This window comes from Microcoleus sp. PH2017_24_DOB_U_A, assembly GCF_020738205.1.
In the GTDB taxonomy this organism is placed as follows: domain Bacteria; phylum Cyanobacteriota; class Cyanobacteriia; order Cyanobacteriales; family Microcoleaceae; genus Microcoleus.
Window position 1 is genome coordinate 62,852 of record NZ_JAEQCT010000087.1, and the last position, 17,029, is coordinate 79,880.

Annotated in this window: 12 protein-coding genes; 6 read left to right on the forward strand and 6 right to left on the reverse strand. The window is 45.3% G+C overall.

Features of this window, described 5'->3' with window-relative positions; genetic code table 11:
• Positions 1-94 precede the first annotated feature (94 nt).
• The 3 genes from JGK07_RS23610 (at position 95) to JGK07_RS23620 (ending at position 5,934) form a co-directional block, all read left to right on the forward strand.
• Positions 95-2,077, forward strand: a complete 1,983-nt coding sequence (locus JGK07_RS23610; protein WP_293198529.1) for a hypothetical protein — start codon at positions 95-97, stop codon at positions 2,075-2,077.
• Positions 2,078-2,756: 679 nt separating this feature from the next.
• Positions 2,757-2,873, forward strand: coding sequence for a photosystem II reaction center protein I (locus tag JGK07_RS23615; protein WP_039887172.1), 117 nt, complete (start codon positions 2,757-2,759; stop codon positions 2,871-2,873).
• Positions 2,874-3,351: 478 nt separating this feature from the next.
• Positions 3,352-5,934: a DUF3769 domain-containing protein gene (locus JGK07_RS23620; RefSeq protein WP_293208322.1), complete on the forward strand. Its 2,583-nt coding sequence runs from the start codon at positions 3,352-3,354 to the stop codon at positions 5,932-5,934.
• A 53-nt stretch (positions 5,935-5,987) separates the two neighbouring features.
• On the opposite strand, the gene JGK07_RS23625 is transcribed toward JGK07_RS23620, so the two are convergent.
• On the reverse strand, positions 5,988-6,257 hold the full coding sequence (locus JGK07_RS23625) for a hypothetical protein (RefSeq protein WP_293291070.1): 270 nt from the start codon (positions 6,255-6,257) through the stop codon (positions 5,988-5,990).
• 69 nt (positions 6,258-6,326) lie between these two features.
• Between JGK07_RS23625 and JGK07_RS23630 the strand changes: the two genes are divergently transcribed.
• Positions 6,327-6,998: a hypothetical protein gene (locus JGK07_RS23630; RefSeq protein ID WP_293180246.1), complete on the forward strand. Its 672-nt coding sequence runs from the start codon at positions 6,327-6,329 to the stop codon at positions 6,996-6,998.
• 364 nt (positions 6,999-7,362) lie between these two features.
• Here JGK07_RS23630 and JGK07_RS23635 read toward each other — a convergent pair whose 3' ends face one another.
• Positions 7,363-7,875, reverse strand: a complete 513-nt coding sequence (locus JGK07_RS23635) for a phycobiliprotein lyase (protein WP_293180249.1) — start codon at positions 7,873-7,875, stop codon at positions 7,363-7,365.
• Between the two features lie 132 nt (positions 7,876-8,007).
• Here JGK07_RS23635 and JGK07_RS23640 point away from each other — a divergent pair, with 132 nt between their 5' ends.
• Entirely contained in the window at positions 8,008-8,277 is a 270-nt protein-coding gene (locus JGK07_RS23640; protein WP_293208318.1) for a hypothetical protein, read from the forward strand.
• Positions 8,278-8,851: 574 nt separating this feature from the next.
• Entirely contained in the window at positions 8,852-11,104 is a 2,253-nt protein-coding gene (locus JGK07_RS23645) for a hypothetical protein (RefSeq protein WP_293208316.1), read from the forward strand.
• Between the two features lie 154 nt (positions 11,105-11,258).
• Here JGK07_RS23645 and JGK07_RS23650 read toward each other — a convergent pair whose 3' ends face one another.
• From JGK07_RS23650 to JGK07_RS23665, 4 genes are all read right to left on the reverse strand, one after another.
• Positions 11,259-11,978: a Uma2 family endonuclease gene (locus JGK07_RS23650; protein ID WP_293180258.1), complete on the reverse strand. Its 720-nt coding sequence runs from the start codon at positions 11,976-11,978 to the stop codon at positions 11,259-11,261.
• Between the two features lie 233 nt (positions 11,979-12,211).
• Positions 12,212-14,812, reverse strand: coding sequence for an ATP-binding protein (locus JGK07_RS23655; protein WP_293180261.1), 2,601 nt, complete (start codon positions 14,810-14,812; stop codon positions 12,212-12,214).
• Positions 14,813-14,835: 23 nt separating this feature from the next.
• Entirely contained in the window at positions 14,836-15,990 is a 1,155-nt protein-coding gene (locus JGK07_RS23660; RefSeq protein WP_293180264.1) for a hypothetical protein, read from the reverse strand.
• Between the two features lie 21 nt (positions 15,991-16,011).
• Positions 16,012-16,758, reverse strand: coding sequence for a hypothetical protein (locus JGK07_RS23665; protein ID WP_293180267.1), 747 nt, complete (start codon positions 16,756-16,758; stop codon positions 16,012-16,014).
• Positions 16,759-17,029: the final 271 nt, after the last annotated feature.

Consider the following 17,029-nt stretch of genomic DNA (forward strand, 5'->3'; position numbering starts at 1 on the left):
GGTTTGAAACTGCGATTAATATCCAGTTTTGATTGTACTGCAAAATTCAGACATTCCGGCGCGAATCTAAAACCTGAATTCAATAATTAAACCTATGTCCGACGGTTACTACGGCCCATACCAAAGCCGACTATTAAATTTTATATCCAAACAGTCCCGCCAAGTTGCCGATAATTGCGATCGCACTTGGCGACAAATTAAACAAACCACTCTCAGCGCTACCCAAATTCTACTTTATCCAGCTTACCTGCTCGTCCAAAGTTCCCGAATGTTGAGCCGACAGTTGCGGGAATCCAGCCAAAAAGTAGATTTACCCGAACTTCAAGAATATACCGATGACGAAAATCCAGATTTTTCGGGAAATTGGTATCCGGGAGAAATTTCCGATGAAAGTTCGATCGACCAAATCTTGCAACTCGCTGAAAATTTGCTAAACTCGTCGCAAACCGCCACAACTTTAGTCAGTTTTCCGCTGTTAATCCAGACAAACCCAGCAACGGAGAAAGCCGATCGCGATTTGCATCCAGCCATCAATTTTATCAAACAAGCTGCCAAGCATCAAACAACTTCCGTCTTAGAACCTCCCCAGGCCAAAACTCAATTAGACAGCCAATCCCAAAAAGTTCAGGGAATCGCGACTTTCATCCCAGCCCGCACTTTAGTCTTAATCGGAGATGACAATCGCATATTAGATATTTTGACGCCCGAACAGCAAGAACTGCTCGAAAGTCGCATAACTTGGGAAGTCGCCAACGAGGGGCCGGAACGGCGGGAAATTGCTCAAAAAGAATTAAAATTTAATCTCGGTTTAGAGTCTGCTGCGAAAAAATCTCGGTTGGCGCCGGTGCGTCGTTTTTGGGAATTGATGGTCTGGCTCCAGTCGAGTCCGGTTGCTGTGAAAAGAAATCAGTTTGGAGAATCAATCCTCGCAGTCAAAAGCGCGATCGACCGCAATCTCATCTTAGTCCAAAAATCCACCACGCCGATCGCTCCGGCCAACACCGCACAGCCGACGATTGCTCGATCAAATTCGATCGACCGCAATATCCCAAAATTAGAACCTAATTTTAACAGCAAGTTCGATCGCACCGGCAATCCGATCTCCTTTGTCACATTACTCGATCGCGCTGCCGTCAACCTCGAAGAATTTACCCTCCCCCCAGCAGCCAAAACCACCGCCGGGAATCCCGAGGTCAAATTTGATACCCCCGCCCCAGAAACGAATTTAGGTCTGTCCGCCCGCGAAATCCTCGAAAAATACGCGAAAAACATCGAAAAAATGATTTGGTCGTCCGTAGACCAACTGCTGGGAAAAGAAACGGCAGCTAGTGATAATACTGATAAATCAGTCGCAATTCAGTATTATTTAAAACAACGCCAGGAACAAGATCGAACGGAAAATAGCCCAGAGGTCGATCGACCTTGGTTGAATTGGCAAGACTTATTCGGAGAACCAGCACCGCAGCACTTAATAGTAGGAAGTGCCGAACCCGAGGCAAATGTTCAAAACCTCATATCACAAAATAGCCCAGAAGTCAAGCAGGAAATTGCAAAAACAGTAGAATTGTCAGAAAGTCGATCGACCGCAGTTTCAATATCGCCTTACCCCGAAGCAATTCACAGGATGCTCGCCCAGCTCAAACAGAGCTTGCTTACAAAAGTCCCACAAAGTCAACCCCAAACAGGCTCAAATTTAGCAGTCACTCCAGAAAATAAATCTGGACTCGCAGCAGAATCAACCCCAGAGCGCGCGCCGGAGACCCAAGTGCCAAAAAACACAAACCCGAACACCGCACAAAACAGCAAATCCCCAGCAGCAATCGCCCCCCCCACCAGCAGATATACCCCCGCCCCCAGCATCGCAGCACACCAAAATCAGAGTGCAGGTCTCCCGCCCGCAGACGAATACTTAGAAACAAAAGCAGAATCGATGGGTTACATTAAACACCCACTAGAACAAGTGCTCGAATGGCTCGATTTAATCATGGTGCGCGTCGAAAAAATCATCGAGCAAATCTGGAATTGGGCAAAAACCAACTTGCCAACAATCCTCAAAAGCAAAGATAAAATTGACTAGAAAACGAGCCTCCCGTGTCCCCGGCTGTCTTACGTGGGGATTAGTCGGTCTGCGGTTTTAACCGCCAGTAAATATTGTATTTGGGGACTAAGCATGGTAATGTAATTGAGTGAGTAGGAATAACCGTCTGCGCGTTGAATCATCCTAGTGCGGAGAAATCCCGGCAACTCAGATATCCGGCTAGAACCGGAATACTTAGAAAGGGCAAATAATGGCAGGTTGAAGAGCGTACCTATCTGGCTTGTGATGGACTCTGAAAGCAAAAGAAAAACTAAAAGTAAGCCCAACTGCAACACCTCTGGTATTGGTAGTTGATTTAAAGGGTCTAGGGGGATATTTGCCTATCCCTTCCAAGTTCGGCTTGGAGAATCCCCCGGCTGAAGCCGTGGGGAGTGTCAATAATCTTTAGCTTATTGGAAAAATTTGGCGGAGCTAAGCGGAGGGCTAAAACCCCGTCCTTTGAGGACTGCTTTCTGCTATAGTCTCCAACAAGTCGGGATAGGGCATTGCCACGACTCTAAATGGATGTGGAGGGAGAGTAAGACTACTCAGGTAGCATCACCCTGGGAAGCGTCAAGAATCACCGCACTTTTAGGGCAGTGAATATGTCAAGATAAAAAAGTTGCCGCAACAGCAGCAAATCAGCTCAGTATTATTTCATCTTTGGAGACTCCCTAGCGTGCTAACCCTCAAAATCGTAGTTAATGTAGTTGTTCTATTTTTTGTTTCCCTGTTCATATTTGGGTTTTTGTCCAATGACCCAGCTCGGAACCCCAACCGCAGAGACATGGAATAAACCAGCTACCTCCCTCGCTGACTCGGGGGCACGTCACCGCAGCCCCCGCACCAGCCAGCAAATCCCCAAAAATTAGTCCAACAAAACTTGACCTCGCACCACTAGCGAGGTTATCTTATGCCGAAAGAAACCAGTTGACAGTTGACAGTTGACAGTTGACAGTTGACAGTTGACAGTTGACAGTTGACCTAGAAGTCCGAGGATTGGAGCAATGAATAGTCTGATTTTAATTCCTCCCTACAAGGAAGGGTTCCGCCTTTAAACCAATTCTTTCTGGTAATCAACCAAGTTTCTGAGGATGAGTCCGTTAGCGACTCGGCACAACCGAAGATTTCCGGTTAACCTTGAAACGCTGCCTGTTAAATGCCAAAATTTGGACGATCGACTCTCCGCTATAAATAAACCTCTAAAATCTAAAATCTAAAATCTAAAATCTAAAATCTAAAATCTAAAATCGGATGATTCACCTGTTGTAACTATGCCCTATCCGGTACCGCCGCCCGAACCCTCTGCCATCATCTACATCGCGAAGCCCAAAAAAGTCGCCCTCACTGTGGCGACAAATGATGGAGACACCCGCAGCAACTCCGCACAAATACCGGAAGCCAGCCCAGAAATCGTTCAGCCCGAACCAACATCCCCGCAACCAGAACCCTCAGCCGCACTCCTCGGTACCACCGAAGCCACCAGTCAGTCTCCTGAAATCGCCACTCCCCTAACCTCCGTGGAAAGTGGCGGCGCAGCGGCGGGATTTCAGCTTCCGGTTGTTCCAGCAGAAAAATCCGAAACTGCGGAAGCCCAGCAAGATACCTCGTTTACTTCTTACCAATTGGGTTCAGTAGAAAATGCCATTGCCGCTCGGAACCGTCAACGAACAGCAGGGGATCAGAGCAAAAAGGACAATAATGCTGTCCGACAGCCAGAAAACGGGTATCAGGCTAAAGGCGAGCAGTTAAAAGATAACTCCCCCGAACCTGCGGAGATTGTTGTTCCCGAACCGCCAGAAACGCCTCCTGCAAAACAGCAAGAGTTCGAGATTCCAACGACGCCAACGACGCCAACGACGCCCCCAGGGCCCAAGCCAGCCACTCCCCCAGCGCCGAAACCGCAGCCCAAACCTGCCGCGCCCGGAGTCCGTACCGCGCCTTCTCAGCGAACGGTGCCATTTCCGGTGAGTCCGGCTGATACGATCGAAATTAAGGCCGATAGTCAAGAATTTGACGACAAACAGCAAATTGTCACGGCGGTTGGTAGGGTTGTGGTGCGGTTCCGACAAACAGTGATTGATGCCGATCGCGCGATCGTCAACCTAGTCACCCGCCAAGTGATAGCATCCGGTAACGTCGCCTATACTCGCGGCCAACAAGTAGTCCGCGGCCGGCAGATGGAATTCAATCTCGGACTCAACTCCGGCGCAGTCGAACAAGCCAGCGGCGAAATATTCCTCCCCGCAGCGGGTAGCGAGTTAACCCCCACACTACCGACAGATATTAGTGCTGGAACCATTCTAGAACAGCCGCTGAGCGATCGGCTGACCAGCCAACAGCCCCTTCGCGGAGTCAAATCCCCCGGCGCTGCTACTATTACCATCGGCGGTGGTGGCGCTGGTGGCGCTGGTGGCGCTGGTGGCGCTGGCGGACGCTTAACCGCCCCCCAAATTACCGGCGCCGTCAACCGCGTCCGCTTTGAAGCAGATCGCCTCGAATTACTGCCAAATGGCGTCAGAGTAGCAACCAACATTCGGATTACTAACGACCCGTTTTCCCCGCCGGAACTCGAATACAGAGCCCGAAGAGCAACAATTACCAGGATTTCCCCCACGGCTGAGGAATTAGTCACAAATTCCCCCCGCTTGGTATTTGACAACCGCGTCAAAATACCCGTGTATCCCCGCAGGCAAGTTTTTGACAGCCAACAGAAAAACGGCCCCTGTTTGACTTTCGGCTACGACGGGGGCGACAGAGGCGGTTTGTTTGCCGAGTGCGGTTTTGAAATATTGCAAAACGGGCCCGTGCGCCTGACTCTGACACCCCAAATTTACCTCCAGCGAATCGTGGAAAAGAACGGTGGAAATCCCTTTTCCCCCGACAGCTACGGGCTGAGAGCAAAGCTGGGCGCGACTTTGGGCCCGCGCACCAGCCTTGAAGGATCGGCGTTATTTCTGAATTTTGATAATTTCCCGAATTTAGCTGAAAATGCTTTTCGGGGCAATTTGCGGCTGCGACAGTCGATCGGCAATCACAATTTAGCAGCAGAATATAGTTATCGCGATCGACTGTTTAACGGTTCTCTAGGCTTTCAAACCGTCAACAGCAGTCTCGGGGCCGTCCTCACTTCCCCACAGATGCAAATCGGCAATACAGGCATCAATTTCAGCTATCAAGCCGGGTATCAATTTATCAATGCTGACACCGATCGAGCAGATTTGCTCGAACCAGTGCGCGAAAACAACCGCATCGATTTGGGCCGAGGCCAAGTCAGCGTCGCCCTCAGCCGCGGCTTCAACCTGTGGCAAGGTAAACCGCTGCCCCGCACTCCCACCCAGGGTTTGAGGTACACGCGGACGCCGGTGGTTCCCTTCTTACAACTGGCTTTGGGAGTCCGAGGAGTAGGCTCTTATTACAGTAGTGGCGATCGACAAAATTCGATCGCCAGCAGCATCGGCATTCAAGGGCAGTTCGGCCATTTCTCCCGCCCTTTCCTCGACTACACTGGATTTAACGTGACTTACACTCAGGTAGCGCGGGACGGGGTATCGCCTTATTTGTTCGATCGGCTAGTAGATTTGAAAGTCCTGTCTTTTGGACTCGTGCAGCAAGTTTACGGAGGCTTTCGAGTCGGATTTCAAAGTGCTATTAATCTAGACAGCAGGGAAACAATCAGTACGAACTACACTTTAGAATACAGCCGTCGCAGCTACGCAATTATTTTGCGTTTTAATCCTGAGCGTCAAGTCGGCAGCCTGACGTTTAGAATTAGTGACTTCAACTGGAACGGCACACCCCAACCATTTTCCGGGGACGTGCGAACAGTAGAAGGAGGCGTGCGTTTATCCGATTAATTCAATTGGGTAATTGGTAATTAGTAATGGGTAATTGGTAATTGGTAATTGGGTTATTGGTTATTGGTAATTGGTAATTGGTAATTGGTAATTGGTAATTGGTAATTGGTAATAATGAAGCCAAAAAAATCAACAATTCTCAATTCTCCAATTCTCAATTCTCCAATTCTCCCTTCCCAAGAAAGAAAAACTAACGTTCGCGTTGCCTCGTAGGCGACACCACTCCTAACAACTAACAACTGACAACTGACAACTGACAACTGACAACTAACAACTGACAACTGACAACTAACAACTAACAACTGACAACTAACAACTGACAACTAACAACTGACAACTGACAACTGACAACTGACAACTAACAACTGACAACTGACAAATTACCAATTCCCATGACAGATGGACGTACAATATCTGCACAAGCAGCGGCTCTGCTGGTTCACTACGGTTTTGACCTAGGTGGCAAAAAAGCAGAGAAATTGGCTGGTGAATGGTTGACCAAGTATCCCGGCTATTGGTTGCGTTTAGCAGTGGTTGAAGCGCTTTATCAAGGGCGCTACAAAGCTGTTTCTGTCGGACAGCTATTGAGTATGTGGCACCGGATAGGCCAACCACTCTATCATTTTAATCGCGAGTTTGAACGCTTAGTTTGCAACAATTTTCCTCAAGATTTAACCTTTGAAAGTTATGCTCAACCGTCGCAGGAAGAGATACTTTTATCCCACCCGGAATCCGAATTCGGTGTCGCCGAAATAGATACGAGCAAGCAGTCAGAAGCAGAACTCGATCGCGCGTCAGATGCAGAAGTCCCGAATACAGAAGCCCCGGAAACAGAAAAACTCGCCACTGCTGGCGATCGCACTCAAGAAAATACAGAAGTTGTAGTATATGAAGATGTGGATGTTACGGCTCTGGCCGATGGAGCCGAACCCGATCGCCAATTAACAGACAAACCTGTCGCAAAATCATTCCCAGTTGCCAAACATACTGATTTTCACACTAAGTTAAAAGCCGTTGCCCGAGAAGGCCGCAGAAAGAAAGGAGAAAGCATCAAAAAGAAATAAGGTGTCAGTCGATTTTCTATGTTTAGATTTACTTCACAGATTCATCTGGGAGCTTGAAAAGGAGTCTAAAATTTTGGGATAATTACTCAGGATAGTCGGGGCTTGTATTCATTTTGGGAAATTAGATATAGAGGTTCTCCCTGCAAGTGAGGTACTCACCAATTACCAGAAAGAATTGGTTGAAAGCCGGAACCCTTATAGGGAGAAATAAAAATCAGACTATTCATTACTCCAATCCTCGGACTTCCTTTGTCAACTGTCAACTGTCAACTGTCAACTGTCAACTGTCAACTGTCAACTGTCAACGGTCAACTGTCAACTGTCAACTGTCAACTGTCAACTGTCAACGGTCAACTGTCAACTGTCAACTTTTCGGACTTCCACCCATCCGAATTTCCGAACAAAAAGATGCTTGTTCCGTACCGTCAGCTTGCTTAACAACGCTAGTCCGCAAGCGCAGATTGGGGATGAGATACCACAGCCTTTCTTCTGCATGGACAGTATCTGATTCTGTAATCAATGTCAGCACATCGTCGCCGCCCATCACGTAGCGGGTGTTTCCCTTGGCTTGCAATACTTTGCCTTCGCTGGGATTGTCGGGATTCGGGACGATCGCCAATATTGTAGAACCAACTTGTTTAGCTTGGTTGCGATCGGGAACACCGTCCCAAGAAATCCGAACGCCCCTGAGTCCAGTTGAGTCCGGGTTAGTCGAGTGCTGTTGGCAAAGTTTGACGACTGCTGCATCGTTAGCTGTCAGCATTTCTATTTTGAGGTCAGATTTACCTGCTTGCAATTCCCCAGAATTGAGATTGTGTACGGTGCGCTGGGAAAACCATTTGCCTGCACTTAACTCGAAAAACTCGATAACATCCATGAAATTTGTCTCTAAACTTAAATAGTTCTTGATTTGCGATCGCGACTTGCGCGCTATCGAGTCAGAAAACCGGTTTTTTCTTGAGTAACTAGCCGCCCAACCAATGATTTTAGCGAGAAACCCGGTTTAAGAGTGCAAGTCCTGTTTTCTATTTTAAAGGAACGGGGCGCACCTGCAAAGCTTTCCGGGAGGTTTGAGTCAAGCAGGTTGCAGGTGCGGTTGAGGCACGAAACCCAAGCAGGCGGGCATCTGTCGGGCAGATCCAGCCCGATCGACCTAAAATTAGAGCATTCGCTACCGTATTTCGCTAAACAAGTCTTGTTCGCACATCAAACAGGATGGCGATCGCTCAAAAATTTTAGCTTAACTCCGCCCCAAAACGGGTACAGGCTGCCAACTTAACTCTTGGCCCCAAATTTTAGATCAATGTTCAACTTTCCCGATTCACTGCGCTGCAAGTCAATTTTTTAATCGTAAACGCGCCCAAGCCTCCGTCCGTCTCAAACTTGTACAGCCACTTTTCCTGAGAGTAGCCGAAGGAAGTCGAAGTATCTAAAATCTAAAATCTAAAATCTAAAATCTAAAATCTAAAATCTAAAATCTAAAATCTAAAATCTAAAATCTATTGGTAGTGTGGAGCGATCGACAATCATTCCCCAAAACCCGTTATGTTAAGAAAAACAACGATATATGTCAGATAGTTGTCGATCGCTAGATTTTGGGCTTTGAGTTGAACGATCTTGGCGGCGGTTGATGGCAATCGCAGGCATTGAAAATTCTCAAACCAGACTCAGACAAAAAAACCAGCGATTCATCGAACGATCGCCAAACCGAGGGCAGCAGCCCGGTAGCAAATAGCCTTTAAATATGCCATGCTAAGTAAACGAGCAAAGTAAGCAAGAAAACTTTCTCGATCGGGTTTTGGGCAAGGTGCAGCTAGCGATCGCATACATTAAAAAAAGACATACACAAATTTATGAGCGAGTTTACACAAGGGCTGGATAAAATGCAGCCCGCAGAACAGACGCACTGTTTGGGAATCCTACCAAGTCAGCTAGCAGCGACTTCCGACTCAGAGAAATTATACAGCTTACTAACAGATTACAATTTTATTGAAGCCAAGCTGTCAGCAGCGGGAGCACAAGCGCTAATAGAAGATTACGATTTAGCAACAAATCCCGATATTATCACCTCCGATGAAAAAGCCGACAAACTCAAATTAATCCAAGAAGCAATCAGGCTTTCTGCCCACATTTTAGCCAAAGATAAAACCCAACTAGCTACCCAACTAATTGCCCGGTTGATGCGCTTTGAAATTCCCGAAATTCAAGCACTGCTAGCCCAAGCACAACAACAGAAAATACCCTGGCTGCGGCCGCTAACCCCCAGTTTTACCCCCCCTGGCGGCAGATTGCTACGCACTCTCACCGGACATACAGATTGGGTACAAGCTGTAGCAATTACCCCCGACGGCAAGCGAGCAATTTCTGCATCCTCCGACCACACTCTCAAAGTTTGGGACTTAGAAACAGGAGAAGAACTTTCCACCCTCAAAGGTCATCTTACCTACGTCAATGCTGTAGCAGTAACCCCAGACGGAACAAAAGTAATTTCAGGTTCTTGGGACAATACTATTAAAATTTGGAATTTAGCTACTGGAACAGAAATATTAACATTTGCAGGCGATACTTTTGCAGTAGAAGCCGTAGCAGTAACTCCCGACGGCAAGCGAGTAATTTCTGGTTCATGGGACGGCAGCATAAAAGTTTGGGATTTGTCAACAGGGGCAGTGATTTTCAACCTCAAAGGTCACAGCAGTTTTGTCCAGTCCGTAGCAGTAACTCCAGACAGCAAGCGGTTGATTTCCGGGTCTGGCGACAACAGCATTAAAGTCTGGAACCTAGAAACAGGAAAAGAACTTTTTACCCTTACCGGTCACGCAGATTGGGTAAAAGCTGTAGCAGTAACTCCCGACGGCGAACACATAATTTCCGGCAGTTACGACGGCACAATCAAAGTTTGGAGTTTGAGTGCCAGAGAAAAACTTTTCACTTTAGGAATTCACAGCAGTTTCGTCCAAGCTGTGGCAGTCAGTCCCGACGGAAAACGGGTAATTTCGGCGGCCGGCGACAAAACGCTGAAAGTTTGGAATTTGGAAACAAAAGAAGAACTATTTACTTTTACCAATCACATCGCCCCGGTGAATGCTGTTGCTGTCACCCCCGACGGCAAGCGGATAGTTTCTGGTTCCTCTGACAAAACTCTCAAAGTTTGGCACTTAGAAACAGGCAAAGAAAATTTATCATCTGCGGGTCACGATGACTGGGTAAATGCTTTAGCAGTGACAGCCGACGGTAAAAAAGCAATTTCCGGTTCTGGAGACAACAGCATTAAAGTCTGGAATCTGGCAAATGGAGAGGAAATTTTTGCTATTCCCGGTCATAAAGATTGGGTAAAAGCAATCGCTGTTACCCCGGACAGCCAGAGAATAGTTTCAGGTTCAGGTGACAAAACAGTTAAAGTTTGGAATCTGGAAACTGGAGAAGAAATATTTAGTCTGACAGGTCATACAGATTGGGTAAATTCGGTTGCTGTTACCCCCGACGGCAGGCTGGCGATTTCTGGTTCGGGAGACAAAAGTATTAAAATTTGGAATTTGGAAACAGGAGAGGAAGTTTTTACATTTATCGGTCACACCGACGGGATAAAAGCTGTGGCAGTTACTCCCGATGGCAAGCGGATAATTTCGGCTTCCGGCGACACAAGTCTGAAAGTTTGGAGTTTGGGAAAAGAAAATAATATTTTGGCAAATTTATGGAATTTAGTCGTTAAAAATCAACTTTTTACTCTTAAAGGTCATGAGAGTTTTGTGAATGCTGTGGTAGTTACCACAGACGGTAAATGGGGAATTTCTGGGGGAAGGAAGAAACTGATTAAAGTTTGGGATTTGTCGAGTCAAAAGGAAATTTTTACTTTGACGGGTCATGCGGATGCGATTACAGCTTTGGCGACTGTGGGAAATAGAGTGATTTCAGTTTCGGATGATAATACTCTGAAAGTTTGGGATTTGTTGAGTCGAAAAATAGTTGCTACTTTCAGGGGAGATAGTGCTTTGAAAGCTTGCGCTATGGCACCAGATGGGGTGACAATTGTCGCGGCGGAAGCTTCGGGACAAGTGCATTTTTTGAAGTTGGAAGAGGGGAAGAGTCAGTTGACAGTTGACAGTTGACAGTTGACAGTTGACAGTTGACAGTTGACAGTTGACAGTTGACAGTTGTCGTGGTTCCCGATCGCACTTTTGCTCAATTTGAAAAGTGCGATCGACCTTTTCCCCAATCCAGTTTACAATTGTTCCGGGTCAATGCCGATCGATCGCAGTCTGTCTAACTTAATTCATCTGGGTTAATTCCCATTTCTCGCAGCCGTTCCGCCAAAAGTTGCGATCGTCGCCGTTCCTCTCCTAAAGCTGTTTCTGCAAGTTCTGCCCGCTGACGTTCTTGTTCTGTCCGCTGTTGGGCTTCCTCTAACAGTTGACAAATCTCAACGTAGGAGAAAAACCTAGTTCCATCCGATCGATAAATTTGCAATTGATCGCCCGATAAATCAAAGCGAATTCCCAATCGAGGACTCACGGAATTTTCCATTAAGGCGATCGCATCTAAGCCATCTTGTCCCCGCAGCCAGCCTCGCAGTTGGTTGTTGCTAGGATTGTAAATGTAATATTCTTCAACTCCGTGGCGATCGTAAAATAGCAACTTCTTATCCATTTCATCCTGCGTGTTGCTAGGAGAAAGAATTTCAAACACAACTTGCGGTGCAATTCCTGACTCATTCCACTGTTGGTAAGAACTGCGTCTCCCTTTCGGTACGCCGAACGCAACCATCACATCGGGCGCGTTAACAATATTCGATCTTCCCTCGATTGGATACCAAAACAAATCACCAGCTACGAACACATTCTCGTCATTAGCATACATCCATTCTAAATTTTGTTCGATGACGAGAATCCACCGAAATTGGTCAGTATTATTTGCCATTGGTAAGCCGTCGCTGTCGGGGTAAATAACTGCTTGCTGAATAGGGGATGGGATTTGAGTTACCATAACAGTTGTGCGGGGTGAAAGACTGTTGAATTTAATTTTAGCTGTTTGGGAGGGTGAGAAGTGCGATACTTCTGAATAAATAGCCCATTCATCTGACTCTTTATTCTATTCCTCAGCGTTTCTTCCCTGTTGCCGGAATGACTTCGGGTAAATTATCCCGGCACCGGCAAGGATCGACAGTTACCTTCGGCAGAATTGATGCCATAGCCACAAGCGATAAAATACTTTTTCAGCTAACTACTCATCCCAGAAATTCCCTGTTTGATCCGATTAAGCACTGGCTCAGCTAAATCATCATTTTCGCCCAAAATTTCTTTAACGCGGTCTAAAGATGCTGTTTGCCATGCTTCTTTTGTGGGATACTGTTCGGCTAAAATTTGCCAAATTTTATCTTCTAGATATTGCATTTTAGTGACTGCTTTCAAGAATTTTGGTGAAATATACCGTTCCCGTCCTGTTTTATTAAGCAGAGGTTTAATCCGTTCATCTGCGCGTAATTGCGTCTCCAAATATTCTGCTAATTCTTGACCTTCTTTTTCACCGTAATCGACATAGATACGTCCTTGGAGATCGACAGGCAGATATTGGTTGTTATTCTTACGCATTAAGACAATTGGACGTTCGCGCAAATCAAAGCGAGCCGCCCCTAATTCAAACATCACATTCGGATTGGCATCAGTGACTTCAGCAATAAAAGAATGGGCTTGATCCATGTGATAGCGGACATTCTCAATTACAGTGTCTTCATACTGTTTGTCACTAGCTACAAATAGCTGGCAGCCGAAATGATTTTCAATGACTTCTCGTACTGTTTCAATAAATGGTTGATATGTATTTTCTAATGGAGTCATTAAAAAGAAAATAAGATGCTTGGGGGTTTTGCCTTCTTTCTGATTTTTTTGCATGGCTTGACGCTGTTTTTCTAAATCCTCAGCTTGACGCTGTAAATCGGCTTTTTCAATGATGTAATCAAGGTCGCGCCGCAGCAGCTTTTGAAAATCATCATAAAATATGCGAGCATTCTGTGGAGTCATTAACTCTTGGTTATAGAGAATAGAACTGTTATAGATACCAAGCATAATATCTAACACATTAGGGTTGTCAAAGCTTTGTTTAGCTAACAGTCGTACCATTGGATTTCCAGCATTGATAATTAACCGTAAAGCAGAATTACGGGACATTCGCATCATTTCTTGAGCCATTTCGCGCAAATCTTCTGGCGTATTAGGATCGCTTAAGAGTTCGCGGGCTTTCATTCCACCTGTACTCTCTTCAGTAGACCGAATGATAGCTGTTAATTCTATGGGTTTAAAGTAACGTGCCTCTACCCGAATGCGTCCCGTACCGCCTGGACGGATCACTTGAGACATATATTCGGCTAATCGTTTCAGTTTGACATCAGCTTGCTCGTGAAGTTCCTGAAAGACATTCGGATCATCTTCTTCGCGGTCAACTGCTACTACCTTAATCTTGTCTTTAGCACGTTTCTCATACTCTTTGATCAGATTTTGTTCAAAAGGATAACTAGCATCGACGACTAAGGTTCTGGCAGCATCAGCCATTTGGAAATATTGATTAGCAGCGTTACTATCGCTGAAATAAGGCAAAGATTGAGATTCCCCTTCTAGGCTGGGAAGTTCCTCTAAAACTTGCGATAAAGTACGCCACTGGTGGGTAAATTCACTTCCATAAGTAGTAGGTTCACCTTTGTTGGTACGCCATTGTAGTAAATCGGCAAATTTATCAAAAAATTCATCATGATACCAACAGGCGGCTTTAATACTAAGATCGTGGAAGCGGAGAATTTCTGAAAAGCGCTTAGGATTGCTTTGAGAAAGTTCTTCAAGATGTTTAACCACTAAATTGCCTAAAGCATCTTGCAAAAGCTGAAGATTCTCATCGCGAATAAAATTATCGCGGGCTGCTGTCAGGGTTAGTGTTTGATCTCCAGAGCAGATTACTCCATTGATAAATTGGGCCCATTCTGGCAATAACTCTGTTTCCTTCTCGCAGATAAACATCCGATTAACAAACAAGCGCACAGCACGAGGTAACTGTCGCTGAAAAGTACGAAATCGTGTGATATAAAGTACCCCTGATGTGTTTAAATCAGGCAGTTGCACAGGGATAGCCTCTAACACGCTGTCGCGCATAGTTTTTTCGAGATAAATGCGTGTATCTAGCAATATTTCTTGGCTACTTTTTCCTTCCTGTTCCCAAGGCATCCGCATGGCGTTGATCGGTTCAGAACTACCATTAAGGTGAATTGGTACTTTTAAAAAATCAGTATAGTAACGAATCACATCTTGTACTTTTTCTTTATGGATCACTCCTTTTTCTTCTTCACCTTTGAGGAAAACTGTTACAGTTGTCCCTGGTTCGCTGACTTCGCAGGGGTCGATAGTGTAATCTTTATTCCCAGAGTTTTGCCACACCCACCCCTCTTGTTCACCTAAACGGCGGGTGCGGACTTCTACTCGACTAGCGACCACAAACGCTGACAAAAAACCGATGCCGAATAAGCCAATTAAGCCTTCTATGTCCTGTTCTTTTCTGGCGATTCTAGTTGCTCCTTTACCAACTGTTGACAAATACTCAATTAGGTCATTTTTATTCATGCCTATCCCCGTATCTCTGAGTACAAATCGCAATTCATCTGGACGAGTTTCAATGCTAATCTTCCCAACAAAAGCATCACCTTCTTTGGCACGACGACGCATAATGGCATCATGAGCATTTTGAATTAATTCTCTAATAAAAACTCGCTTTTCTCTATATAAATTTCGAGCTAATAGTTGAATTAGACCATCGAAATCAAATTTCATTTCTAGCATAATAATCCTCGTATTTAGGTTAATTAGTTGACTGTTGGCACTAGCTCTTTCAATCGTTCAAAACGTTGCTGTACTTCCGCTTGTCTCCAAGTACATCGGAAACAATTATCTAAATATTTTGCCTGAACCATAGCCCGGTTTATGCATCGACGAGCCAACTGTTTTCTCAGTCGAAAATCTGCCTCCTGAAAACCGGATGGCCAGCAACTAGGAACTTGTTGGGGTTGGCGATACCAATAATCATCAACGGGGAGAACTCCTGCCGAGTAGCGAATACAAGCGAGTCGATAATCTGCCAATAGTAAGGCTTGATTGTACTTATTATATACGTCAATTTTGCCTAAAAAACGCTGTCTCAAACGAAAACGGGCGGGATGGTTAGTGTCAGCGGGGTCGCCTAAATCGGGCTGGAGGAGTAGGGTTCTTACCCGAAGGTCAAGCGCGGGAATTGCAAACTCATATTCCTGAACTAGATCGGCTTTCTTTTCTGCTTGGATGGCGTGTTGCTCTGCTTGATGCCAGTTTTCTTGATAAAGGGCAAGATTACCTTGTAGATTATACCAAGCAATTCGGCTACTGGGCCAGTCTGTCTCTGTTTCGCCCAAGAGATCGCACCACCTTTGGGCAGAGTCGGGCTTTCCTAATCGAAGATTGCAGAACCCAGCGAGTGAGGCTTTCCAGAATTTAAGATAACCACAGTCATTATATTCACTAAATTCACTCCAAGCGAGTTCATATTCTGCTAATGCCTCCTGCCACCTGCCTTGCGATATGAGTAAATCACCTGTATTTTGATGAATATCGGCTATTGGTAATTCGGGATATTCTTGTTGAAACAGGCGCAGCTTTTCTAGATTTCTTTCTAGTTGATCCAGGTCTGGCGAGTAGCATCTAGAAATGCAAAAAACTCGCTTTCTTGCACGCCATTTGTCTGTAATATCTAGGTCACTATCAGCAGTGCTTAAAATATCGATCAGCAAACTATAGGCTTTCAAGGGATGAGAGGCTCCATGCCAACTAATAGCTGCCCACACCCCTGCTGTCGCTGCTTGAGGATTTAAGCCGTACTCTTTAGAAATTTGGCGGGCTTGCTGGAAAAGTACAGCCGCATCATAGCAGCGGTTTTTTTTGTATAGTTCAACAGCCTCATCGTAAACAGTTTGGTAGCGAGTAGTCATAGTTGTATTTTTTCTATTTGTTTACATCTCAAGCCATTGATATATACGTTTGAGAATGATCTCTGCCACATCCTTTTGTCCATCAACAATAGAAGAAACTTTATTTGCCGTAGCATTTTGCCATGCTTCTCTAGTTGGGTAAGTGTTTTGTAGTTCTCGCCAAGTTTTAGAGTTAAACTGTAAAGGGACAATTTTTTGTAGCCTTGAAATTGAAATAAAATGTTCGCGGACAGATGTTTTAGCAGTTTGTATAAAATGAATATTTTTGGAGAGTTCTTCTTCTAGATAGTGCACCAACTCTTGTTGATAAGAACATTCATACGAAATGAATTGACGACCTAACAAACTTCGGGGCAAGGTGTTTTGTGTTTGAGTTAAGATGATGCAAGGACAATGACTTTGAAAAAAATTTGCTGCTCCAAGGAGGTACATTACATCCGGGTCAGCGTCTGTTACCTCTGCTATATAAGCATCAGCTTGTTCTAAGTGCATCCGAATGTTTTCAGCCTTGATATTACTGAAGTATTTATCAGATTCCAATAAAAGCTGGCATTCCCATTGTTCCTCTATTACTTCACGTAAAGCCGATATTAGCAAAGAGTAATTTTCTATGTTAAGGTAAGCATCTGTAGCCGTTGCACCTATTACTCTGCTTGTGCTTTTGTCAAAATTAGGCAAAATCAATAATATTGCTCGATGACCTACTCGATCTAGATTTGAGGGATGTCGATCTACCAGATCGCCAAGTTTTTCGTAGGGAGTCATCATGGTATTGCCTGCCTGATACGCTTAAGGATAATGCTGGCAAAGTCAGCGTCTTTACCTAGCAGAGATTCCAGAGTATTTACACTTGCCTGTTGCCACGATTCTTGTGTGGGGTAACGTTCTTGCAGAAGCTGCCATGTTTTTTCTGGTAAAGAGAACCGCATCAGGGTTTGCAAGGGAGCATCCCACTTTTTGACTAAGTAGAAACACCTAGCTTGATGTCATTATTTAAATACGCACATCTCAGTCTTAAAATTTGAGGCACATTTTTTTC